General features: G+C 70.7%; 16 protein-coding genes. 9 read left to right on the top strand and 7 right to left on the bottom strand.

Annotated elements, in window-relative coordinates; genetic code table 11:
• Positions 1-49: 49 nt before the first annotated feature.
• Positions 50-2,167: an alpha-galactosidase gene (locus tag ACIOJE_RS13900; RefSeq protein ID WP_400776091.1), complete on the bottom strand. Its 2,118-nt coding sequence runs from the start codon at positions 2,165-2,167 to the stop codon at positions 50-52.
• 171 nt (positions 2,168-2,338) lie between these two features.
• On the opposite strand from ACIOJE_RS13900, the gene ACIOJE_RS13905 reads away from it, so the two are divergent.
• The 6 genes from ACIOJE_RS13905 (at position 2,339) to ACIOJE_RS13930 (ending at position 10,630) form a co-directional block, all read left to right on the top strand.
• A complete protein-coding gene (locus tag ACIOJE_RS13905; protein WP_400776093.1) occupies positions 2,339-3,496 on the top strand; it encodes an ROK family protein in 1,158 nt (385 codons plus the stop codon).
• Between the two features lie 175 nt (positions 3,497-3,671).
• Positions 3,672-4,943, top strand: a complete 1,272-nt coding sequence (locus ACIOJE_RS13910; protein WP_280680395.1) for a sugar ABC transporter substrate-binding protein — start codon at positions 3,672-3,674, stop codon at positions 4,941-4,943.
• Positions 4,943-5,929, top strand: a complete 987-nt coding sequence (locus ACIOJE_RS13915) for a carbohydrate ABC transporter permease (protein ID WP_400776096.1) — start codon at positions 4,943-4,945, stop codon at positions 5,927-5,929. Before ACIOJE_RS13910 ends, ACIOJE_RS13915 begins: the two co-directional genes overlap by 1 nt.
• Positions 5,930-5,934: 5 nt before the next feature.
• Positions 5,935-6,780 (top strand): carbohydrate ABC transporter permease, encoded by an 846-nt coding sequence (locus tag ACIOJE_RS13920; RefSeq protein ID WP_400776098.1) that lies wholly within the window; start codon positions 5,935-5,937, stop codon positions 6,778-6,780.
• A gap of 96 nt (positions 6,781-6,876) precedes the next feature.
• Entirely contained in the window at positions 6,877-8,838 is a 1,962-nt protein-coding gene (locus ACIOJE_RS13925; protein WP_400776100.1) for a glycoside hydrolase family 5 protein, read from the top strand.
• Between the two features lie 37 nt (positions 8,839-8,875).
• On the top strand, positions 8,876-10,630 hold the full coding sequence (locus tag ACIOJE_RS13930) for a beta-galactosidase family protein (protein ID WP_400776103.1): 1,755 nt from the start codon (positions 8,876-8,878) through the stop codon (positions 10,628-10,630).
• A 111-nt stretch (positions 10,631-10,741) separates the two neighbouring features.
• Here the strand turns inward: ACIOJE_RS13930 and ACIOJE_RS13935 are convergent, their stop codons facing one another.
• Positions 10,742-11,164, bottom strand: coding sequence for a hypothetical protein (locus ACIOJE_RS13935; protein WP_400776106.1), 423 nt, complete (start codon positions 11,162-11,164; stop codon positions 10,742-10,744).
• 11 nt (positions 11,165-11,175) lie between these two features.
• Entirely contained in the window at positions 11,176-11,610 is a 435-nt protein-coding gene (locus ACIOJE_RS13940; RefSeq protein WP_400776108.1) for a hypothetical protein, read from the bottom strand.
• A gap of 310 nt (positions 11,611-11,920) precedes the next feature.
• Between ACIOJE_RS13940 and ACIOJE_RS13945 the strand changes: the two genes are divergently transcribed.
• The gene (locus tag ACIOJE_RS13945) at positions 11,921-14,593 is read left to right on the top strand and encodes a glycosyl hydrolase (RefSeq protein ID WP_400776111.1); all 2,673 of its coding nucleotides are present in this window, start codon (positions 11,921-11,923) and stop codon (positions 14,591-14,593) included.
• A 199-nt stretch (positions 14,594-14,792) separates the two neighbouring features.
• Here ACIOJE_RS13945 and ACIOJE_RS13950 read toward each other — a convergent pair whose 3' ends face one another.
• The 4 genes from ACIOJE_RS13950 to ACIOJE_RS13965 all read right to left on the bottom strand — a co-directional run bounded on the left by ACIOJE_RS13950 (position 14,793) and on the right by ACIOJE_RS13965 (position 21,060).
• Entirely contained in the window at positions 14,793-16,232 is a 1,440-nt protein-coding gene (locus ACIOJE_RS13950) for an NAD(P)-binding protein (RefSeq protein ID WP_400776113.1), read from the bottom strand.
• A 318-nt stretch (positions 16,233-16,550) separates the two neighbouring features.
• Complete coding sequence (locus ACIOJE_RS13955) at positions 16,551-17,222, bottom strand: TetR/AcrR family transcriptional regulator (RefSeq protein ID WP_400776115.1); 672 nt, start codon at positions 17,220-17,222, stop codon at positions 16,551-16,553.
• Positions 17,223-17,515: 293 nt separating this feature from the next.
• Positions 17,516-19,609, bottom strand: a complete 2,094-nt coding sequence (locus tag ACIOJE_RS13960; protein WP_400776117.1) for an alpha-galactosidase — start codon at positions 19,607-19,609, stop codon at positions 17,516-17,518.
• A gap of 419 nt (positions 19,610-20,028) precedes the next feature.
• Positions 20,029-21,060 (bottom strand): substrate-binding domain-containing protein, encoded by a 1,032-nt coding sequence (locus ACIOJE_RS13965; RefSeq protein WP_400776119.1) that lies wholly within the window; start codon positions 21,058-21,060, stop codon positions 20,029-20,031.
• Positions 21,061-21,378: 318 nt separating this feature from the next.
• Between ACIOJE_RS13965 and ACIOJE_RS13970 the strand changes: the two genes are divergently transcribed.
• Together ACIOJE_RS13970 and ACIOJE_RS13975 are read left to right on the top strand one after the other, a co-directional pair.
• Positions 21,379-23,472 carry an alpha-galactosidase gene (locus tag ACIOJE_RS13970; protein ID WP_400776121.1) on the top strand — a complete coding sequence of 698 codons (2,094 nt, stop codon included), beginning with the start codon at positions 21,379-21,381 and terminating at the stop codon, positions 23,470-23,472.
• A gap of 214 nt (positions 23,473-23,686) precedes the next feature.
• Entirely contained in the window at positions 23,687-24,493 is an 807-nt protein-coding gene (locus tag ACIOJE_RS13975; protein WP_280680406.1) for a DeoR/GlpR family DNA-binding transcription regulator, read from the top strand.
• The last annotated feature ends 94 nt before the right edge of the window (positions 24,494-24,587 follow it).

Genomic DNA, 24,587 nt, shown 5'->3' on the forward strand with positions numbered 1-24,587 from the left:
GCCATGTGCTCCGGTCCTTCGTGCGGAGGGTGAACGAAGGGGGCGGGGGTCAGATCGTCCGGCGCAGCCGGATCAGGCGGCTGGCGTAGTCGCCGGCGGGCAGCCGGAGGTCGATGCCCCGCCGGGTCAGGACGGCGCCGCTGTGGGCGGTGCCCTCGTCGACGTCGAGGTAGCGGGCCGCCGGGTCCAGGGCCGGCAGGGCGAGGCCAGGGGGCTGGTGGCCGAACCGGGTCGTGGGGCGCCAGGCGAGGACGGCGTGTTCGGCGCCGTCCTGGGACGCGTAGTGCACGGCCGTCACTCCGCCGGGGCCCGTCAGGCGGTGTTGGCGGCCGTGCTGGACCAGCGGGCGGATCTCCTTGTAGCGGGCGACGAATGCGGCGGCCTCGTCGAGTTCCTCCTCGGACCAGGCGGTGAGGTCCGCGCCGAGGCCGAGCGCGCCGGCCATGGCGACGTGGAAGCGGAACCGCAACGGGGTGGTGCGGCCGGTGGCGACGTTGGGGCTGTCGGTCACCCAGGCGGCCATGGCCTGGGCGGGAAAGAGCTGGCTGAAGCCGTGTTGGATGCCGATCCGGTCGACGGGGTCGGTGTTGTCGGAGGTCCAGACCTGGTCGGTGCGGGCGAGGATGCCGAGGTCGGCCCGTCCGCCGCCGCCCGCGCAGGCCTCGATGCGCAGGCCCGGATGGTCGGTGCGGAGGCGGTCCATGATCCGGTGGACGGCGCGGGTGTGGTCGATCCAGAGCCGGTCGGGGTCCGGGTGGCTGGCCCACCCGGCTTCGGTGACGACCCGGTTGGCGTCCCACTTGAGCCAGTCGACGTCGTTCTCGCGCACCAGTCGGTCCAGGGTGCGGTGGGCCCAGGCCTCGACGTCGGGGCGGGCGAAGTTCAGCATGAGCTGGTTGCGCAGCTCGGTGGCGTCCAGGGTGGGGGAGTGGACGACCCAGTCGGGGTGGGCGCGGTGGAGCTCGCTGTCGCGGTTGACCATTTCCGGCTCGACCCACAGTCCGAAGGCCATGCCCAGGCGGTGCACCTCGTCGGCCAGTGGGCGCAGCCCGTCGGGGAACGCCTCGGGCCGGGGTGTCCAGTCGCCGAGGCCGGCGCGGTCACTGGTACGGCCGCCGAACCATCCGTCGTCGAGGACGAAGAGTTCGGCGCCCAGGCGGGCGGCCAGTCGGGCCAGGCGCAGCTGGCCGGCCTGGCCGACGTCGAATCCGGTGGCCTCCCACGAGTTGTAGACGACGGGTCGGTCACGCTCGGGGTCGGGCAGGACGGCGGTGCGGACGTGGGTGTGCCAGGCGCGGCTGGCGGCGCCGAAGCCGTCGCGGGTGTGGAGGCCGGCGAAGACGGGGGTGTGCAGGCTCTCGCCGGGCCCGAGGGCCCAGGTGAGTCCCTCGTGACCGAAGCCGCCGGTCCAGGTGGTCCGGCCGACCGGGTCGCGGTGCACGGTGATGCGCCAGCTTCCGCTCCAGGCCAGGGCGGTGCTCCAGACCTCGCCGTGTTCCTCGTCGGCGGTGCCGTCGTCGAGGGCGAGCCAGGGGTTGGCGTGGTGGCTGGTGATGCCGCGTCGGCTGGTGAGCACGGTCTCGGCGACCGGGAGCCGGTCGCGGTGCAGCTGGAACTCGCTGTTCCAGCCGCCCACGAGGTGGCTGAGCCGGTAGTCGGGCAGTGCCGGCGCCGTCCAGGAGGCCGAGTCCAGCCGGTCGACGCTGATCGGGCCCGAGTCGTCGGCACCGGTGTGGGTGAGTTCCACCCATCGTTCGATGACGTCGCTGTCGGGGCGGACGCGGTAGCAGAGCTCGGCGGCCAGCGGGTGGCGGCGGTCCGCCAGGCGCAGGCGCAGCTCCCCGCCGTGGACCGTGTGCCCGGTGAAGGACCACTGTGCGCCGCGGGTGCCGTCGGCGAATCGCACCTGGAGGCCGGTGGGCCCGAACCGCGCACCGGTCTGCGGGGCCAGCTCGTCCGGCGCGGGGTCTGCCTCGAAGCTGCTCGCGGCGGGTGAGGCGGCCGCCGGCAGTCCACCGAGGGCGTCGGTGTCGAGCGGTGCCCCCCAGTGCAGATGCCGGGGGCTGCCGTCAACGCCGATGCGTACGGCGTAGACGCTGTTCGGGGTCCGTAGGACCGCCAGCCCGCGGGCGGGGTCGAAGGAAGCGGATGAGGGCGTGGTAGGCACAGGAGGTCCTGAGGGGTGTCGAGCGACGCTGGGGGTCAGGCGCGGACCGGAAACAGCCGGTCGCCATGGTGAACGACGCTGGAAGCGCCCGGAGTTGGGCCAGAGCGTAGGACCGCCCGGAAGGGAAATCAATACTGGACGAAGTTATTTATTTACCGGTAGGTTGCCGCCGTGTTTCCAAACCACTCGCGGCCACTGGTCACCGCACCGGCCGAAACCGCCGTCCTCGCCCTGCTGCTGGCCGAGAGCCCGCTCAGCCGGGTGGAGCTGGCCCGCCGGACGGGCCTGTCCTCGACCGCTGTGACCAAGGCCGCGCGACCACTCATCGACGACGGCTACCTGCACGAGCTCCCCCCGGAGCGCACCGCTCCAGGGGCCGGACGTCCCGTCAACCCGCTTGCCGTCACTCCCGACCGGGAGTTCTTCGTCGGTGTGAAGATCAGTGCCGACACCCTCTTCGGCACGGTCTGCGACCTGCGGGCCCGGATGCGCACCACCGCCGTCCGGCCGCTGGGCGAGCGCGACCCTGCCGCCGTGTGCGCGCTACTGACCGACCTCGTCGGTGAACTCCTCGACGCGAGACCCGAGTACCGGGCCCGCACCCGGCACCTGGGCATCGCGGTCTCCGGCGACGTGGACCGCCCCAGGGGGCGCGTCCGCTACTCCGTGCTCCCCGGCTGGCGCGACGTGCCGCTGGCCGAGACCGTCGCCGCGGCGACCGGCCTGATCGTCACCGTGGAGAACGACGTCAAGGCCCTCACCGCCGCCGAGCACTGGTACGGGGAGGGCATCGGCACCGAGTACTTCGCGCTGGTCACCATCGGAGCCGGGATCGGCTCGGGGATCGTCGTCAACGGTGAGCTGGTCACCGGCGCGTACGGTGTCGCCGGCGAGATGGGGCACATCAGCATCGACCCGGTCGGGCCGCGGTGCCACTGCGGCCAGGTCGGCTGCGTCGAGGCCGTCGCCTCCAGCGACGCCATCCTCGCCACCGTCCGCCGCGCCACCGACGACCCGGACCTCGACTTCGACGGCGCCGTCCAGCTCGCCCGCGGCGGAGAACCTGCCGCCCGCGACGCCTTCGCCCGGGCCGGCCACGCGATCGGCACCGGCATCGCCACCCTGGTCAACCTGCTCGGCCCCGAGCGCGTCGTCGTCACCGGCGAAGGGCTCGACACCTACGACCTTTTCGGAACGCACATCAAGGAGGCCTACGCCGCACACTGCTTCAAGGCGGCGGCGAGGTGCCCGCTGACCCTGCGTCCACTCCCCTGGGAGGAGTGGGCCCGCGGAGCCGCCGTCGTCGGCATCCAGGCCCTCCTGCCCTGAAGGCCCCTGACGAATCGCCACCACGTCGCCCCCGGGCAACCCGGGATCCGCCGATCACCAACCCGAGCCTCCGGCACGACCGATGTCCGTCACCGCCTGCCAGTCGTGAACGTCGGACACCGGCCACGCCGGACAACCACCCGCACCTCCACACCCTCAGCCCGAAGGATGCGAAGTGAGCGCACAGACATCCCAGCTTAGCCGCAGAGGATTCCTCGGCGGATCCGTCCTGTTCGTCGCCGGAGCAGCGGTCGGCTGCACCAGCAACCCGACCGGCGGGGCCTCCGGCGGGGCGAAGACCACCCTGAACGTCTGGTCCCACGCCTACGGCGAGGCCGGCACCCAGCAGGCCCTCACCCGCTACGCGGCCGAGTTCACCAAGGCCAACCCGGACATCGCGGTCAAGGTCACCTGGACCCCGGGCGACTACGCCGGCAAGCTCAACGCGACCCTGCTCACCGACGCGGCCCCGGACGTCTTCGAGATCGGCGACTTCAACGACAGCCTCGCCTGGCACGGCCAGATAGCCCGGCTGGACGACCTCTACGGCAGCGCCAAGCCCGACTTCAACCAGGGCGACCTCGACACGGCGACCGTCGACGGCAAGCTCTACGGCGTCAAGATGATCGACGACGTCATGATGCTCTACTACCGCAAGAGCGCGCTGTCCAAGGCCGGCATCACCCCGCCCGACACCTTCGACGCACTCGTTGCCGCGGCCAAGGCCCTGACCACCAAGAACACCAAGGGCCTGTTCCTCGGCAACGACGGCCTGGGCGACAGCGCCATCATGGCGGTGTGGTCCAACGGCGGCGACCTGGTGGCCGACGGCAAGGCCGTCTTCGGCTCCCCGCAGGCCGCCGAGGCCGTGGCCGGCCTCAAGCGTCTTCACGACGACCAGTCCCTGCTGCTCGGCTTCACCACCGACTGGTGGGATCCCGCCGCCCTCGTGCAGAACGTCGTTCCGATGCAGTGGGGCGGCCTCTGGTCGATGCCCGCCATCAGGACCGCGCTCGGCGACGACTTCGGCGTCCTGCCCTGGCCCGCCTACAAGCCGGGCGGCACGCCCGTCGTGCGCGTCGGCGGCTGGACCAGCTGCGTCAACGCCAAGGGCAAGAACGTCGACGCGGCCAAGAAGTTCGTCCAGTGGCTCTGGATCCAGCAGACCGACCTGCAGAAGGACTGGTCGGAGAGCTACGGCTTCCATATTCCGCCGCGCAAGTCCGTCGCCGCCTCCGCCGACAAGGTCGCCCAGGGCACCGCCAAGGAGACGGTCGAACTGGCCGCCAAGTACGGCCGGCACAACCCCGGCGCCTGGAACAGCGCGGTGAGCTCCCTGTTCAACGCCGCCGCGGCGAAGATCGTCAGCGGGCAGGGGGATGCGTCCTCGCTTCTGGCCGACGCGGCCAGGCAGGCCCAGAGCGAGATCGACAAGCAGCGCGCCTGATGAAGCCCGTACCCTCGACCACGCTGCACGACGAGCGTGCCCGGCGCCCCACGGCCCGGCCGCGGGGCGCCCCCACCCGCCGGCCCCGCACGGATTGGCGTGCCTGGGGAGCGTTCGCACTCCTCGCCGGGCCCCTGCTGATCGGCGTGGGCCTCTTCAAGTACGTCGCGATCGGCTGGAGCTTCCTGCTCAGCCTCAGCGAGGCCCGCGGCACCATCGCCCTGGGCCACTGGGTCGGCCTGGACAACTACCGGGCGCTGCTCTCCGACGCCGTGTTCCGCACATCGCTCGTCCAGATCCTGCTGTTCACGCTGTTCATCGTGCCGGTGACGTTCGCCGCCTCGCTGGGACTCGCGCTGCTGGTGCACCGGATCCGGCGCGGCCGGGCCCTGCTGCGCACCGCCTTCCTGATCCCGGCCGCCGTCTCCTACGTCGCGGCGTCCCTGGTGTGGAAGATGTGCCTGTTCAACGGTCTGCCGGCCGGGATCGCCAACACCGTCGGCGGATGGTTCGGCATGTCCGCCGTCCCGTGGCTGCAGACCACGTCGCCGCCGCTGTACTGGGTCGTCCTCGTCACCCTCCGCCTCTGGCTCCAGGTCGGCTTCTACATGGTGCTCTTCCTGGCCGGCCTCCAGGGCATCCCCAAGGAGATCCACGAGGCCGCCGCACTCGACGGCGCCACCGGCCTGCGCCTGCTGCGCAGGATCACCCTGCCGATGCTGCGCAACACCTCGGTGGCCGTCCTGATGCTGCAGTTCATCGCCGCCTTCCAGGCGTTCGACGAGTTCTACAACCTGTTCAACAGCGGGCTTGCCGGGGCGGCGACGGCCCCGGTCCGAACCCCGCTGGTCTATCTCTACGACACCGCGATGGGCGCCCAGAACTACGGTCTCGGATCGGCCGGAGCCTTCGTGCTCACCGCCCTCATCGTCGGCGTGACCCTGCTCCAGGGCCGGGTCACCGGCTTCGGCAAGGGTGAGGAGTGAGCGGAATGAGAAGCACGCGAGAGCTGTCGCAGGTACTTCGCCGGTGCGCGCGGGGGGCGCTGGCGGGCCTGCTGACGGCAGCGTTCCTGGCCCCCTTCTACCTGATGCTGCGCAACGCGCTGATGGACGCCCGGGGCCTGACGTCACCGCAGTGGACCTGGTGGCCGTCGGCCATGCACTGGGAGAACTTCAGCTCGCTCTTCAGCGACCCCGCCCTGCACATGGGCCAGGCCCTCGGCAACTCGCTGCTGATCGCCGCGATCACCGCCCCGGTGTCGACGATCCTCGCCTCGGCCGCCGGATACGCCCTCGCGCGGATACCGGTGCCCGGACGCGGCGTCCTGCTCGCCCTGGTGGTGGCCACGCTGATGATCCCCGGCTCGGTGACGTTCGTGCCCACCTTCGTCCTCGTGGGCTCCATGGGCGGGGTCAACACGCTGTGGGGAATCATCGCACCCGGGCTGTTCAACCCCTTCGCCGTCCTGCTCTTCCGCAACTTCTACCTCCAGTTCCCCACCGAGATCGAGGAAGCCGGACGCCTGGACGGGCTCGGCTGGTTCGGCCTCTACCGCCGGATCGCGTTGCCGTCGTCCGGAGCGATGCTGGCCTCGCTCGGCGCGCTCGCCTTCATCGACAGCTGGAACTCCTTCCTGTGGCCGCTCGTCATCGGTCAGGACCCGTCCGCGTGGACGGCCCAGATCGCCCTGTCGACCTTCCTCACCTCACAGACCGTCAACCTGCCCGGACTGTTCGCCGGAGCCGTCGTGACCATCACACCGCTGGTGGCCATGTTCCTGGTCGCCCAGCGCTACATCGTCGAAGGCATCGCCACCAGCGGACTCAAGGGCTGAGTCGCCCCCGGTCCGCCCCCCTTGACTCCGGACCGTCCGGTCCGGGCCGCACCACCTGAAGATCCGAGGCCCCACCCCACCCCTGGAGGGGAAACCATGAGATCAGACAGTTCGCCTCCCACCGTCCGAAGCTCCTTCGTCCGAATCCTGCCCGCCGCGGCCGCCGCGGTGACCCTCGTCCTCGGGGGAACATCCGCTTCCTCCGCAGCGCCCCTCACCACCGCCTCGACCACCGCGTCCGCCATGACGGGGACGCAGCTCGCGGCTTCGTGGACCGGTCCGCTGAGCACCCGGGGCCGGTACATCGTCGACGCCAACGGCGACCGCTTCAAGCTGAAGGCCGGCAACTGGGCCGGCGCCCAGGGCACCTGGGAGGGCAGCGGGGACGTCAACGATCCCGCCAACAACCAGGCGGGACAGGTGTCGCACAACATCCCGCTGGGCCTGGACCGGACACCGATGACGCAGATCCTGGCCGACTTCCACGGCCTGGGCCTCAACAGCATGCGGCTGCCCTTCGCCAACGCGCTGATCCACGACACCAGCACCGTGCCGGACGCGGCGGTGGCCGCCAACCCGCAACTGAAGGGCAAGACCCCGCTGCAGGTCTACGACGCGGTGGTCGCCGCGCTGACCGCCGACGGCTTCGCGGTCATCCTCAACAACCACACCACCACCTACCGCTTCTGCTGCGGCCTGGACGGCAACGAGCGGTGGAACAGCAGCCAGTCCACCGAGCAGTGGGAGGCGGACTGGCTGTTCATGGTGCAGCGGTACCAGGCGAACAAGCGTGTCGTGGGCGCGGACCTGCGCAACGAGGTCCGCCGTGACACCTGGGACAACCCCAACTGGGGCTGGGGTGACTCCCACGACGAGTACGCCGCCTTCGAGGAGGCGGGCAACCGGATCCTGGCTGCCGACCCCGACCTGCTGATCGTCATGGAGGGCATCAACTGGTCCGGGATCCCGACCGCGATCACCTGGCACGAACGGCCGATGCTCACCCCGGTGCGCACCCTCTCGAACACGCTGGTCCGGTCGGACAAGCTCGTCTACGCGGCCCACTTCTACGCCTACACCGGGCCCGCCAACACCGGGGCGGAGAGCGGCCCGGGTTCCACCAGCGACCCCCGCTACCAGGACTTCACCCCCGAGCAGCTCGCCCAGGTCGTCAACGACGAGGCCCTGTTCGTCACCCAGTCCGGCCAGCACTTCACCGCGCCGGTGTGGATCAGCGAGTTCGGCGCGGCGGGCCGCGGCTCGACCAACGCCAAGGAGCAGGCCTGGTTCCACAACTTCACCGACATCCTGGTGAAGAACGACACCGACTTCGCCCAGTGGCCGGCCGTCGGCTGGAGCGACGCCAACGGCAACCCGCAGGACAACTGGGCCCTGCTCTCCTACGACGCCACCGGCAAGCGGCTCGGCCTGGGCGACTCCGGCGACTGGCGGGCCGCCGACTGGAACAAGCTGATCAACGCGCCGAGCCTCACCGGCCCGGTGGCACCGGTCCAACACTGGAACATGCTCGACCTCGACTTCGGCGACCAGAACGTCTCCACCCGCATGCTCGCCCAGGGCGACTGGTCCAACGGCAACCGCAAGGGCAACTGCCCCGACACCGAGCGCCTGGTCGGCCTCGGCCGCGGCGACAGCCGCGGCCTGTGCACCGACGCCGGCCAGCCCGCCGCCGGAGCCGGCGACTGGGTGACCGTCACCGACGAACGCTACGTCACCCACGGTGACTGGGCCCCGGGCTACAACAAGCTCCAGTGCCCCGACAACACCTACGCCGTCGGCTACAGCGCCCACAGCAACGCGATGTCCGCCCTGCTCTGTGCGCCGGCCGCAGCTCCGCTGTCGACCACCGGGCGCAACGCCTGGTTCGACCACGGCGACAACCGCCCCGCCACCGGCGGCTCCACCGCCAGTGACTGGGCACCCGGCTACTACAAGGGCCAGTGCGCCGACAACGAGTACCTCGCCGGCGTCGCCTACACCTGGAAGTGGAACCACGGCGGAGTCTCCGACGCCCTGCTCTGCCGCCCGCTGAGCTGACCTGACAACCGTCTCAATCGCAAGGAGCACCACGGCAATGCCACGACTGGAGATCGCCGCAGACGGCTTCCGTCTCGACGACCGACCGCTGCGGATCATCTCCGGCGGGCTGCACTACTTCCGCGTCCACCCGGAGCAGTGGGCCGACCGGCTCCACAAGGCACGCCTGATGGGGCTGAACACGGTCGAGACCTATGTCCCCTGGAACCTCCACGCGCCCCGGCGCGGGGAGTTCCGGCTGGACGCAGGTCTCGACCTGCCCCGATTCCTCGACCTCGCCGCCGCCGAAGGCCTGCACGTGCTGCTCCGCCCCGGCCCGTACATCTGCGCCGAGTGGGAGGGCGGAGGCCTGCCCTCCTGGCTGCTCGCCGACGAGGACATCGAACTGCGCAGCCGCGACCCGCGCTACCTGAAGGCGGTCGACGCCTACCTCGGCGCCCTGCTACCGCCCGTTCTCCCGTATCTCTCCACCCGCGGCGGCCCGATCCTCGCCGTCCAGCTGGAGAACGAGTACGGCGCGTACGGCGACGACTCCGGCTACCTCGAGGACCTGGCGGAGATGCTGGACCGGCACGGAGTCGACGTGCCGCTGTTCACCTGTGACCAGCCCTCCGACCTGGCCCGCGGCGGCCTCGACGGCGTCCTGCGCACCGTCAACCTCGGCAGCCGGGTGGACGCCGGGCTCGCCGAACTGCGCACGCGACAGCCGTCCGGGCCGCTGATGTGCAGCGAGTTCTGGATCGGCTGGTTCGACCGTTGGGGCGGCACCCATGTCACCCGCAGTGCCGCCGACGCCGCGGCGGACCTCGACCGGCTGCTCGCGGCCGGCGCGTCGGTGAACATCTACATGTTCCACGGCGGCACCAACTTCGGCTTCACCAACGGCGCCAACGACAAGGGCACGTACCGCCCCACCGTCACGTCGTACGACTACGACGCGCCGCTGGACGAGGCCGGCGACACCACCCCCAAGTACACCGCCTTCCGCGAGGTGATCGCCCGGTACGCACCCGTCCCCGAGGAGCCGGCACCCGGGCCCGCCCCCAAGCTCGCCCCGACCACCGCCGAACTCACCGCCTGTGCAGGCCTGCTGGACCAGCGCGAGCGGCTCGGCGACGCGGTGCACGCCGACCGACCGCAGACCATGGAACAGCTCGGCCAGTCCGTCGGCTTCGCCCTCTACGAGACGGCGCTCCCGGCGGCCGGACCGGCCGTCCTGCACATCGCCGAGGTACGGGACCGCGCCCAGGTCTTCGTCGACGGCCAGCCGGTCGGCGTCCTGGAACGCGAGAGCCACGAGCACACGCTCTCCTTCCACGCCCCCCGCCGCGGCGCGCGGCTGTCCGTACTGGTGGAGAACCAGGGCAGGGTCAACTACGGCCAGGGCATGCACGACCGCAAGGGGCTGCTCGGCGAGGTCACCGTCAACGGGCGGGCCCCGGAGAGCTGGGACAGCCGGCCGCTGCCGCTCGACGAGCTGGGCGGACTGTCCTTCACCGCGTTCGAGCCCGCCGCGCCCCCGGTAGGCCCGGCCTTCCACCGGGGGCACCTGGACATCGAACAGCCGGCCGACGGCTTCATCTCCCTGGACGGCTGGACCAAGGGTCAGGTCTGGATCAACGACTTCGCACTCGGCCGGTACTGGTCCCGGGGCCCGCAGACCACGCTCTACGTCCCCGCACCGGTCCTGAAGGCCGGCTGGAACGAGATCACCGTTTTCGAAATGCACGGCTCCAGCACCCGCACGGTCGAACTGCGGGGCACTCCCGACCTGGGCCCCACCGAGGACTGAGGCCGACGACGCCCTGGATTCCGCACCTCGCCCGACGACCGGCCCGCCGTCCGACGAGCCCACGACCGCGGTGCCAGGCCCGCAGCTGTGTGGGCCCGGCACCGCGGGCGGCTACCTCGTGCCCTGCGTGTTCCAGTTGTCCCAGGTCGGCCGGTTGCCGAACACCGGCGTGATGGTCCCGCTGGTGAGGAGAAGCAGCGGCCCGGTCGTGCCGCGAGAACTCGCCCGCCACACAGATCGCCCGAGGCCGCCGCCAGTCGACCGCCTCCGGCACCTCGGCACCCAGGCGTCTACGCACCAGCGCCTCGACCCCTTCCTTGCCGCCAGCCACTCCCGCAGGAAGCTCGCGACGGTGGTGCGGCGGTCCTCGGGGACCCCGCGCAGCTCACCGTCCAGCACCGCCTTCATCTCCCGGGCCGCCTCGGCCCGGCCGGCGAACCCGCCCCGACGGCGGGTACGGCGCCAGCCGTCCTCCCGCGCCAGGTCGACGGCGTACGTCCACCTGCCGTGATCCGGCTCCTCCGACAGGCGCACACACCACGGACTCAACTGCCTCCCACGCCCGTCCGAGCAGCCACACCGCTGGCCGGGCGAGTGGGCGAGGCGGCGGAGTCGTGGACCAGGTCGGTCGGGTTCTCGACGTCGAGGGACGGCATCGGCGCGGGCGACGAGGTGGCGGCCGCGGGGGGTGGAGTCTCGGTGCGGGGCGGCGCGGTGGCGGCCGGGGCCGTTCGGGGCGGTGCAGGGGTGGCCGTGCCCGGAGCCGCCGGGGCGCTCGGCGAAGCGGCCGTCGTGGTGGACGCTTTCGTCTCAGTGGCCGTCGGGGACACGGTCGAAGGCGTTGCCGTGGCGGCGGTGGTAGGAGCCGTGGTCGGGCTGGCGGGCTGGTTGTCGCCGCCCTTGTCCGCGTCGCAGGCCGAGGCGGTTCCGAGCGCGGCGAGGATGAGGACGACGATTCCCACGGCTCTGTGTCGGTGCATGCGGTGGGATCTCCCGATTCTGGCGGACGGTGTGGCCGTGAGACGACCTCCCTGCGCAATCGGTTCCGTCGGCGCGGCCCCAACCCTCCCCGGTCGGCGATGCCTTGACCACCAACGGCCGGCCGACATTCCGTTGTCCTGAACTGATTTCACAGAATTGGCTTTAATCATTCGTTACGCCGATTCCCTTCCCAGCGTGCCATTGCACCGGCCAGGCTTCGGTCTGCTCAAGTCGGGGCGCGCGACCGCGCATCCCGGACGCCCAGGGGAGGACGCACCCGTGCCGAACAGGCAACGACGACGGCTGCTCATGAGCGCTGTCACGCTCACCGCGCTCAGCCTGACCACCACTCAGGCCATCGCCGCACCCACCGCACAGTCCGGGACCCAGCCGGTCCCGGTACAGCACCTGACCGAGATCGGCCAGAAGCACGCGCAGAAGGTCAAGGGCAAGACGGCGACCGGTCAGGCCTTCGCCGCCAAGGCCGAGTCCGGAGCGGACGAGGGCGGCGAGGCGGAGAACTCCGCCGAGGGCACCGCGCAGTACACCGAGGCCCGCACCGCCCCCGGCGTGGTCGCACCCGGCGCCTACGGCGCGGCCTGGGCCCAGCTGCAATCGCTGCCGCACGCCGGCGGCAGCTGGGACCACGTCACGGACAAGCCGTACAACGGGGACGACCCGCGCTACCGCGACGTCAACTCCAACTCCAGCGGCGGCGCTGGCTACGTCACCGGCCGGATCACCGGCCTGGCGGCCGACAGCGACGGGTACGTCTACGCGGGCGGTGCGAACGGCGGGGTGTTCCGCTCCCGCACCGGTGGCGGGCACTGGGAGGCGATCGCCGACAAGCTGCCGACGCTGTCCACCGGCACCCTGAACCTCGACGGTGGCGGCCGGCTCTGGTACGCCACCGGTGAGTCCAACACCGGTGCGACCTCGTACGTCGGCACCGGCGTGTACGTGCTCTCCGACCCCGAGCACGGCGAGTTCCAGCCCGGGAACCGGGTTGGCGGGGCCGAGCTGGAGTCCACCACGATCCACCAGTTGCGGTTCGCCGGGGACAAGGTGTGGGCGGCCACCAACCGGGGCGTGTGGAGCCACTCCACCACCACGCTGTCGGGCCCGTGGACGCTGGAGTTCGCGCCCAACCCCGACTACCTGCCGGGTGGTTCGAAGGCGGCCGACCCGTCCGCGCCGTACAAGAACATCGCCAACGACGTCGCGATCGACCCCAAGGACCCGTCGAAGGTGATCCTTGCCGTGGGCTGGCGCGGCGGCGACACCTACAACGGCTTCTACAGCAAGGCCACGGACGGGAGTTGGCAGCGCGCCGGTTCGCTCGGCGACCTGCCGACGGACGCGGCGAACGTCGGCAACGTGACCTTCGCGCGCTCGGCGGACGGCTCGCGCTACTACGCCATCGACCAGTCCCCTGACGTCATGGCGCACAACCCCGACACCGGCCTCAAGGGCGTCTACGTCTCCAAGTCAGGCTCCCCGGCCGGCCCGTGGACCCTGGTCGCGGACAAGGACAAGCTCAAGGGCTCCGGCTCCGCGCTCCAGGACGCGGGCTACCAGCCCGGCATCCAGTCCTGGTACAACCAGTTCCTCCAGGTCGACCCGGCCAACCCGGACCACGTCTGGGCGGGCCTGGAGGAGGTCTTCGAGACCACCGACGGCGGCGCCAAGTGGGCCACCATCGCCCCGTACTGGAACAACCCGTTCCCGTGCTGGAGCATCGACCCCACCAAGCAGACCGGCGACTGCTCGCCGACCACGCACTCCGACCAGCACGCCGTCGCCATCGGCAGCAACCACGGCCAGGCCTCGGTGTACGTGGGCAACGACGGCGGCATCTACACCCGCCCGGTCAACGGCCAGCTGGACGCGGGCGGCCACGCCAAGGACTGGAAGTCCCTCAACGACGGCACCATCGACACCCTGCAGTACTACTCGGTCGGCGTCGGCAAGGACCCCGCCGACCGCTCCGGCAAGGGTGTGATCGTCAGCGGCGGCCTCCAGGACAACGGCGAGTCCATCCTGCGCGCCCACGACAAGGTGATGGGCTCCAACTTCGGCGGCGACGGCGCCGACACCCTCGTCGACCCGGCCAACGGCTGCAACATCGCCGAGGAGTACGTCTACCTCGACATGTGGGTCACCCAGAACTGCGCCGTCAACAACGGCGGCTGGACGAAGGACCCGAGCAAGGCCACCTCCTACGAGGTGGCCCCGCCCGACAAGGACCTCGGCGGCGCCGGGGCCCGCTTCATCGCCCCGATCACCGCCGACCCGAAGGACGGCAACACCTGGATCGCCGGCGGCCGGCACGTCTGGGTCCAGCACAAGGGCTACGCGATCCGCAGCGGCAGCGAGTGGACCAGTGCCTACGACCTCGGCGAGGGCCACGTCGCCACCGCCGTCGCCACCGTCAACGGCACCGTCTACGCGGGCTGGTGCGGCCCCTGCAACAACCAGGGCTTCAGCCGCGGCATCGCCGTCGGCAAGACCGACGGCGCCGGCTGGCACCAGCTCAACCTGCCCGTCGACGGCACCCTGCCCAACCGGTACGTCTCCTCCTTCGCGGTCGACGAGAACGACGCCCAGCACGTCTTCGTCTCGTTCAGCGGCTTCTCCCGCAGCTGGACGGAGGGCCCCGGCGCCGGGATCGGCCACCTCTTCGAGACCCGCGACGGCGGCACGACCTGGACCGACGTCTCGGCCAACCTGCCCGACGTGCCGGCCACCTCGATCAAGCTGCTGCCGAACGGCGGCCTGGCCCTCGGCACCGACCTCGCCGCGTTCTACCGCGCGCCCGGCACCACCGACTTCAAGGTGCTCGGCAAGGGCCTGCCCACCACCTCGGTGCAGCAGCTCAAGATCGGCCCCGACGGCAAGCTCTACGCCGCCACCTTCGGCCGCGGCATCTGGTCCTTCGACCTGCGCCGCCTCGGCCGAGGCCATGGGTTCGACGAGGACTGATCCTTTTCGCCTCGCTGCGCGACACCGCCGGCGTGCGGTCCGGTCATCCGACCGGTTCGCACACCGGCGGTTCGCATCTCGGGCAGTGGAGCCCGACGGCGTGCGGAGGGCACACCGTCTTCCCACGTGGCCCGGCGGCTGGTCAGCGGGAGCGCCGGAGCCGTGAGATCGACTGACGGTCAACGGCGGGCGGCGGCCGTCAGGCCGGCCAGGGCGAGGAGCGTCCAGGCCGCGAGGTAGGTGAACGCGGTGCCCGGGGAGCCTGGTGCAGCAGATCTTCCAGCTTCAGTTTCTGGGCCTGGAACACGGGGAGGAGTGCGGTCCGCTGCTCGGGTGAGAACTCGGGGAGCCGCCGGCCCAGGAGCCTGCAGGTGCGGAGCCATTCGACGAGTGCGGGGTCGGCGGTCCATTGCACGATCCGCTCCTGGATGTCGCCGAAGGACCGTATCCAGTCCAGGGCGGAGTCGGGGTGCTGCGAGGGTGCGCACAGCGCGTTCTTGGTGTCGTCGTCAGCGTAACTCGCCTCGACGTGGGCGGTGACTGCGGCGCTGAACACTTGCTGGCAGGGAATCACCGCCTGCAAGGTGATGCGCGCTCGGTCGAACACCGGCACCTTCGGCCGTCGCTCCAGACCGTCGGCGGTGCAGTCGATGTAGAGGGTGCCGGCCTGCGCGGGAATGGTGGCCTGGTCGAGTTCGACCGCGGTCTCGTCGATGCGCTTGACCCTGCCGTGGCGGACGATGTCGCCGATGCGGCGCAGCTGGTCGAGTTCGGCGCGGGCGACCGTCGCGCAGCGGTAGGCGGTGGGCTCGACGTCGGGCGACAGCCGCAGCAGCAGGCCGCGGTCCTCCAGCCGGGTGAACAGCTCTTGGATCGTGTCAGCGCCGGCCACGGCCTCGCGACGGGCTGCTTCCGTTTCGCCGTCGGAATTCCCCGGCTGCAGGTTGGCGCGGTCGAGTAGCCACGAATCGCGCGGCATGATCCAGGTGATGTCGGCCGGATCGGTGCCGCGGCTGAGCAGCCACAGGCAGGCGTCGATGCCGGTCTTCCCTGCTCCGACGACGGTGTAGTGGGACGGCTGGTGCTGCAGGGCGGGCAGCTGGTTGGGGGTGATCAGGCGGACGCCAGGGGCGACTTCGTACGTGGGCGCCACCATGGCCGGCACCGTGACGTTCATGTAGGTGGCGTCCACGGTCCGCCGTTTGACGGTCACCTCGAACTCGGCGCCGCTGACGGTGGAGTGGAAGCAGTGGACGTCGGGCCGCTGCGGATCGGGGCCGTCGTAGCACGACTTGGGGAAGTAGGAGACGCGTCCGGTCGGCAGGAGTGTCCTGCGCATCACCTGGTCGAGGTAGGTCAGGATCTCGCCGGCCGAGGCCAGTTCGTGCATTCCGGCGTTCCAGCCGTCCTGGTCCACCGCGCCGCTGCCCAGCTCGCTGGAGTTGACGCCGTAGAAGGCCGACGGCTGGTGCAGGCGTACGAAGGGGTAGGCGACCGTCCAGTGACCGCCGGGCTGGTCGTAGCGGTCGACGATGGCCACCGTCGCGTCGGTTTCGGCGACGAGGGTGTCGGCGAAGGCCATGCCCATGGCCCCGGCGCCGATGATCAGGTAGTCGACCTCGAGAGCTGTCGGATTCAACGGATGTCGTCCTTCCGTGGTGCTTTTCGAAGGTGGGAGCCGACCGTGCCCGGCGCGGCCCGCGGTTACTGGTGGAACGCCGCAGCAGAGCCACGACGGGTGAGGACGTCTCGTTCGCGCGATGTCCGGCCGTCAGGCCCGGCGCACGAGGCGGACCCGGTGGACAGGACCGCAGCGAAATGGCATGACAGCAGGGGCCGTTGACCGCGCGCGGTGGCTCGGCACGCCACTGCGGTCAGGGCCATGCGTGGATTCCGGGCCCGGCGAGGAGTGGGACATCGGGCCCGGAGAGGAGCACCTCGGGGTTTACGAAAACGCTCAGGAACTGGAGGGGTTCAAGCCGGCAACACGCTCTTCCTCGACGGTCGTCAGGGCGACCACCGGCATGTCCGTCAGCCCGGGGCGGACGTGCAGGCCGTCCAGGACGATCGTCAGGCAGCGCCTCCACACCGCGCTCGAGACCGGCTCGGTGTGCTGGATCACGCAGCTCACCATGTAGAAGATCAGAGGCAGATCGGTCGTCGCCAAGTCCGGCCGCAGCAGGCCGGCTTGCTGGGCACGACGCATGACCGCGTCGGCTGCGGGAACGAACTTGCGGCGAGCCTGCGCCACCAGGGGACGGCCCCCGACCTCGGAGAACACTACTTCGCGCAGTCCGCGGTCGGCTGCCATCTGCTCCAACGTCATGGTCAGCAGGCCGACGAACCCCTCCCACGGGTCGTCATTCGTCAGGGCCTGCTCGGCGGCCACTGTCAAGGCATCGACACGCTCTTCGAACAGCTCGTTGATCAGTGCTTGCTTGTTGCCGAAGAGCCGGTAGGAAGTCGCCACTCCGACGCCGGCATGGCGAGCGATGTCGTCGAGGTTCACCCCCAGCCCCCGCTCGGCGAACACCTCCCGAGCGGCCTGGAGCGTGCGCTGCCGATTGGCCTCGGCATCGCGTCTCAGGCGCCGTGCGCCACGGGGCGCGGATGAATCCGTTCCGTCCATGAACCCACACTAGCACCATTTGGAGTTGGCAACTCCACTTATTTTGTGCCGCCTTGCCCTCCCGAACAGCGGGTGCTCGGCGGAAGCGTGACGGATGGTCAGGCGGACCATTCGTGGTCGTCGACGTCATCACCGGTCGCCCGGCCGGGTCGCCGGTTCGGTCGCCGCAGCTGCCGCTCAGGGCGACCCGGATCGACGCCGATGGAGTGGAGGCCGCCGAGAGGCGTCGTGCGGGCGTGGCCGGGGCCGAAGCGGAGGCGTACTGCCGCTCCGCTTCGGCCCCGGCCACGTGCTCAGGACAGGACGGTCCAGCTCTGTCCGGCCGCGGTGGAGCTGGCCGGGTCGGTCATCACGGTCGAGCCCGCGCCGGTGCCGGAGGCGTCCAGGGTCAGGCCGTTGCCGACGTTGGTGATGGTGAGTGCGCCGGAGCCGTTCTGGGTGACCTTCCACTTCTGCCAGGGGTTGTTGGCCGAGGGGTTGAGCAGGTACGCGCTGCCGACGCCGCCGCCGGCGGCGAGGACGGTGTGCACCTGGGTGCCGGTGGTGCAGTTGTCGGTGATCTGGACGGTGCCGTCCGCGTTGGGCGTGAAGAGCCACTGCTCGGCGGGCTGGCCGCCGGCGTAGGTGTTGACGACGGCGTTGCCGCCCACCGCCGCGCTGCAGGTGCCCTGCACCTGGAGTGCGAGGCCGCCGGTGCCGCTCGCGCTGATCGCGTGGTAGCGGCCGTCGCCGACGATGCCGGTCTGCGTGTTGCCGCTGCCGCCGTTACTGCCGCTGCCGCCGCCGGTGATCCGGTAGAGCGCGGTGCCGTGGGCGGGGATCCAGTTGCCTCCGATGGTGCCGGTGGTGGTGCCGGTCGCGCCGCTCCAGATCTCGCGGTAGGTGTAGGAGCTGCCGGTCAGCCCGAGATCGGCGAAGGTGGCGCTGGGCATGGCCCAGTTGTTGGGGTCCTGGTTGACCAGCGCGACGGCGAGGTCGCCGTTGGCCAGCCGGCGCTTGAGGATGACCGGGGCGGTGGCGGAGGAGGGCGGGTTGCCGACCAGGGTGGCGGGCTTGGCGAGACTGTCCTGGTCGATGGCGATCACGTCGGGGTTCTTCATGATCGCCAGGGCGGAGGCGCTGATGCCGGTGGACCAGGTGTAGCCGTTCCCGGAACGCTGGGAGTCCGCGGTGGTGCGCAGGTCGGCCCCGGAGATGAGCGGAGCGGCCATCATCGACAGGATGGACAGCTCGGTGCGGGACTCGTCGTCGGTGAACGGCTTGTTGCCCTTGTAGGTGTCGGTGACGCCCCAGATGCCGTTGACGTCCTGCCAGCCGGCGAACATCATGTCCAGGTCGTTCCAGCTGCCGGGGTGGACGTTGCCCGGGTACTTCAGGGCGGTCTGCAGCTGGCCGTTGTAGAGGACGCCGTCCAGTTCGCTGTCCCGGTCACCGCCGATGCGGCACATGTTGGCGACCTGGCCGCACCACACGCCGGTGGGCGAGTAGCCGGGCGCCTGGTGCGGCTGGGTGCCGGCGGCCTGGATCAGCGGGTCGGTGCGAGCCGGGTCGTTGGCGCTCAGCAGGTACGGGATGCCGGTGTGCGCGGGCTGCGCGGACAGGCTGAGGGTGACCTTCGGCTTGCCCTGGGCGGTGGTGGCGGCGTCCAGGGCGTGCTGGAAGGTCTGGGTGCGGGCGTAGATGGACTGGGTGAGTTCCTTGCCCTCGCCCTGCGGGTAGTAGGCGTAGCCGTCGGGGCCGGTGATGGTGGGGCCGTAGGGGCAGTCGTCGTACTTGACGAAGTCGACGCCCCAGGAGACGAAGTCGGTGGCGTCGGTGGCCTCGTGGCCCAGGCTGCCGGGGTGGCCCTGGCAGGTGGTGTACGTGTCGGTGGCGTACAGACCGAGCTTCATGCCCTTGCTGTGGGCGTACCAGGACAGGTACTGGATGCCGTTCACCGTCGCGCCGTTGACGGCCTGTGCGGGAAAGTTGTGCGGGTCGGGCGCCAGGTGTCCGCTGGTGGTGTCGTTGCCCGTGCCGTCGGTGCCGGAGACCGGGTTGCCGTTGTTGTCGTAGAGCTGCATCGCGTTGTCGGCGGTCTTCGCGAAGTCCGCGCTCTGGCCGTCGCGGTGGCGCATCGACCAGCCGTCGTCGATCGTGACGGTGTTGTAGCCCGCCTGCACCAGGCCGTTGGCGGACATGAAGTCGATGGTCTGCTTGACCTGTTGCTCGTTGACCTGGGTGCCCAGGCTGTTCCAGGAGTTCCAGCCCATCGGAGGGGTCAGGGCGTTGCCGTTGCCGAGGGCGGCGGCCGAAGTGGCGCCGCTCAGGGTGAGGGCGCCGAGACCGGAGGCGGCCAGCGCCATGGCGGTCAGGGCACCGGCGAAACGGTGAACGGGGATGCGCATGTGGGGGCTCCAACGTGGGGGATCTGGCCGGGCGTTCCCTTGCGCGTGCCGGGCCAGGAGGGGCGGGATTCCTCGTGCGCTGAGGCGTCGTCGATCACGGCGCGACTCCGGAGAGGGGGGCGAGTCGCATGCGCTCGAAGCGGGTGTCGGGTGACCGGCCCCGAATCGGCACCTGCCGGTACGGCCGGATGTGGCGGGGGCGGGCGAGCCGACAGTGCTGCTTCGCGGGGCGTCGCAGCCGACGGGGCACAGCACGAGGGTGGTTGGGCGTGCCGACGAAACGTCAGCGGTAGTGCCATACGATATTGCACTGGTGGATGGTCAACAAGAGTCAACACAATCAATCGACTTCAATCAGGATTCCCCGTGGCTCGGCCGAGGTGATCCGCGGTGCGCATGCCACCAGGACCGCCGGCACGTCATGTGCAGAGCGCGCCGGAGGCCTGCCAGTTGGAGGGGTCCACCATGATGGCGGGGACGATGGTCTCGCGCGGGAGGTCCTTGTGGCCCTTCAGCCGGTCGACCATCTGCTGGACGGCGAGTGCGCCGACGTCGGTCCCCTTGATGAGCAGCGCGGCCCGCATCGCGCTGGGCTTGCCGGGCAGCCAGTCCTTGCAGGCGAGGTACGCGCCGATGCCGACGCCGATGACGTTGTCCGGTCCGAAGCCCGCGTCGCTCAGGGCCTTGATTCCGCCTTCCACGTTCTCGTCGTTGCAGCCCCAGACCACCCAGTGCTTGACGCCGGGGCTGGAGGCGAGGGCGTAGGCGGTTCTGCGGCGGGCGTCCTCGACGGTGTTGGCCGTCCCGACCTTCGTGTTCTTCAGCACCGCACCGGCGTGGACGGAGAACGCGTCCGCCGCCGCGTTCACGCGGTCCCGGCAGACGGGGATGTCGTTGTTCCAGATCGAGAGCATCGAGGTGTCGGCGGTCTTCCAGCCCGCTCTGGCGTACTCGGTGGCCGCGCGTTCGCCGACCGAGGCGCCCATGGTGGCGCCGTTGAACCCGACCCGGGGCACCAGTCCGTTGGGGAAGCAAGCGCTGGGATCGGGGTAGTCGGCGCAGATCTGGTCGTCGGTGGAGAGCAGCGGGATGCCGGCCTGGCGGGTGAGGGCGACGAGTTCGGGGCCCACGGACGGGTCGGGCACGACGGCGATGAGGCCGCGCGCCTTCTTGGCGACGGCGGTCCTGGCCTCCTTGAGCGCGCGGTCGCGGTCGTTGCCGAGGTCCACGACGGTCAGGTCGACACCGAGTTCGGCGGCCTTGGCCTTGGCTCCGGCCGCCTCGTCGATGAAGTACCCCTGGTCGCCCTGCTTCTGCAGGAAGGTGATGGCGAGCGGGCCCTGGCTCGTGGTGCCGGGCCCCTCGGCCGAGCACCCGGCCAGCGCCAGGGCGAGGGCGGTCGCACCGGCCGTGGTGAGGGGGGCGACCCGGCTGCGACGGCGGAAGAACACGGAAACGCTCCAAGGGCAGGACAAGAGCCTGAGTGTTTGAACGTTCAAAACACCCAGAACCGAACGGAGTCGAACGCGATGGTGACAGGAAACGCCACGTTCACCCGGCGGTCAAGATCTGGCGGCCCGCAAGCTGCGGGCCGATACCCGCTCGTTACGGGCGCATGTCCGACGACTTGAGTCGGCCGGGGCGAGCCACTAGCCTGCGCCTGCCTCTGTTGAGTCCTGTGCAGGTTCTGTCAATATCCGACATTACCGAACATCTCGCACCAGGGGCTCGCTCTGGCATCCCCCACTGCCCTCCACTGTGGAGCACCCATGCGCCTACGCCTGCGCCCATCCCCTCGTGCCCTCGCCGGCGCCCTGCTGTCGCTCGCCCTGGCGAGCTCGAGCCTCGGTGCCGTCGCGCTGAGCACGGCCACCCCGGCCGCCGCCCTGGACAACGGCACCGCCCGCACCCCGCCGATGGGCTGGAACTCCTGGAACTCACTCGGTACCAACGTGAGCGAGCAGCAGGTCAAGCAGACCATCGACTTCATGTCCGCCAACGGCCTGGTGGCGGCCGGCTACAACACCGTCACCATCGACGACGGTTGGTCGCTCTGGCACCGCGACGGCCAGACCACAGACCTGGTGCGGACCTCGTACGGTTCGATGCAGCTCTACGACGCCGCCGGCAACCCGGTCGCCGGCACGGACGGCACCGGCAACGACCCGACCTCCGGCCACCTGATCCCGCGCCCGGACACCTTCCCCTCGCAGACCGTCAACGGGCAGACCGTCAACGGCATCCAGTACCTGGCCTGGTACGCCCACAGCAAGGGCATGAAGTTCGGCCTGTACGGCACCGACACCTACCTGACCTGCCAGATGCACCCCGGCAGCCTCGGCCACGAGTCCACGGACGCCGCCGACTTCGTGTCCTGGGGCGTGGACTACGTCAAGTACGACGACTGCCCGTACGGCCCGCAGATCGTCGGCCCGGACGGCCACAACTACGGGACCCAGGGCGAGGGCAGGGAACTCACCCAGTCCATGTACGCCCGGGTGCAGACCTTCCAGCGGGCGCTCGACGCCGCCTCCGCCGCCCAGGGCAGGCCGAAGGTCGCGCTCAGTGTCTCGGCCCAGCCCGTGCACACCGGCGTGCCGTACCTGCTCAACGCCAGCGACCCGGCCCGCACCGACCCGGTGATCCGGGCCGCCGGCACCCCGCAGTACCAGTCCCCGGGCTACGCGCCGACCGGCGTCTGGTGCGGGCAGGTCGCCAACCTGTGCCGGATCGGCGGTGACCGCGCCAGCGACCTGAACGGCGTGCTCTACGGCGGGCAGCTGCAGACCGCGCTGCAGTACCCGGGCAACGTCCGCCCGGGCAGCTGGAACGACCTGGACATGATGTTCGCCGGCTGGCAGGACGTCTACGGCTCCTGGGGCGTCACCGACACCTGCGCCTGCCACAAGCCGTTCACCGACGACGAGTCCCGCACCGAGATGTCCATCCTGTCGATGATGGCCTCGCCGCTCATGTCCGGCGCCGACCTGCGCAACTCCGCCGACGCCCAGCACACCGACGGAGGCACCACCTGGTCCACCGGCATCACCGCCTCCAGCCTGGCGATCATGAAGAACGCCGACGTCATCCGGATCGACCAGGACGCGCTCGCCAAGCCCGCCACCCTGGTCGGCGCCGCGCCCAGCAGCAGCACCGCCCCGGTGATCCTCAAGCGCCAACTCGCGGGCGGCGACACGGCCGTCCTGCTGGTGAACCAGGACCCGAACAACTGGCAGACGATCGGCAGCAGCCTCGCCTCGCTCGGCCTGACCGGCAACGGCTACACGTACAAGGACCTGTGGACCGGCGCCACCGGCACGGTCGCCGCAGGCGGCACGGTCGGCGGCACCTGGGTCGCCGCGCACGGCGTCGCGATGTTCCGGCTCACCCCGCAGGCCGCCCCGGTGGCGGCGGTGATCGGTGACGGCACATACCACGGGATCGGCGCGGGCGGCACCGGCGGCGAGGCCCTGGAGGTCCAGGGCACCTGCAGCGCGGCGGACGGTGCGATCGTCGACGTCAACACGTGGTGGAACACGCACACCTCGGAGCAGTGGAAGTTCGCGGCGAACGCCGACGGCACGGTGCACGTCACCGACAACTGCGACACCGGCACGCAGGTCCACGGCACCCTCACCGCACCCGGCTCGGCCGGCGCGGCGGCGTACGTGACCAACGGCTACGACCCGAACAACGCCTACCAGAAGTGGCGGATCGTCCAGAACACCACCACCGGCGCGCTGACCGTCACCAACGTCGCCACCGGCCTGGTGCTGGACTCCCCGCACTCGGCGGCCACCTCCGCGGTGGTCACGGACCAGCCCAACTCCGCTGCGGGGCAGGCCTGGACGATCCTGTCCTGACCCGACACCGCCACCGTCCACACCCCGCTGGGTGGGCCCGGCCCCGGTCGTGTCCACCCAGCGGTCACGGGTCGACCACCCGTCGAGCACCAGGAGAAGGACAACGACTCGCACACGTATAGTCACAAGTTCCACCACCAACAGACGCACCCGAACGGTCGGGCCGTGCCGCCTGCGGACCGGCCGCGTCCGCGTGCGTACCTAGGAGTGCCACGTGACTGACAACGCACAGCTGCTGGCGCGGCAGCGGCGCGAGATGATCCTCGAACGGCTCCGGCAGCGCGGCGGGGTGCGGGTCAACGAACTCACCCGCGAGCTGGGCGTCTCGGACATGACCATCCGCCGGGACCTGGACGCCCTGGCCCGGCAGGGACTGCTGGACAAGGTGCACGGCGGTGCCGTCCCGGCCGGCGCCCCGAGCAGCCAGGAGCCGGGCTTCGAGGCGAAGTCGTCCTGGCAGCTGTCGGCCAAGCAGGCGATCGCCCGGGCCGCCGCCGAACTGGTCCTGCCCGGAATGGCCGTGGGCCTGGGCGCGGGCACGACCACGCACGCCGTCGCCCGGGAGCTGGCGTCGGTGGACGGGCTGACCGTGGTGACCAACTCCCTGCGGATCGCCGAGGTGTTCGAGCAGGTCGGCCCGGGGGCGGGGGTCGGGACCACCGTGCTGCGCACCGGCGGGATCCGCACGCCCTCCGACGCCCTGGTGGGCCCGCTCGCCGACCAGGCGATCCGCTCACTGCACGTCAACGTGCTCTTCCTGGGCTGCCACGGCATCTCCGTGGAGGCCGGGCTGACCTCGCCCAATCTCGCCGAGGCGGAGACCGATCGGGCGTTCATCGGCTCCGCGCGCCGGGTGGTCGTGGTCGCGGACAACACCAAGTGGGACACCGTCGGACTGGCCACCTTCGCAACCCTGGACCAGGTCGACGTGCTGGTCACCGACGACGGGCTGTCCGCCGAGCGCCGGACCGCCGCGGGCGAGCGGGTGGGCGAGGTGATCGTGGCGGAGGCCGTCAACTGATCATCGCATGAAGGAAGTTGGGAAATCGACTCCCGGCCGGGAGAGCGGGTGGGGCGGAGCCGCATAGCTCCGATGGATAACGGGAACGTCTCGA

It is taken from the genome of Kitasatospora sp. NPDC087861 (genome assembly GCF_044742585.1).
GTDB lineage: Bacteria > Actinomycetota > Actinomycetes > Streptomycetales > Streptomycetaceae > Kitasatospora.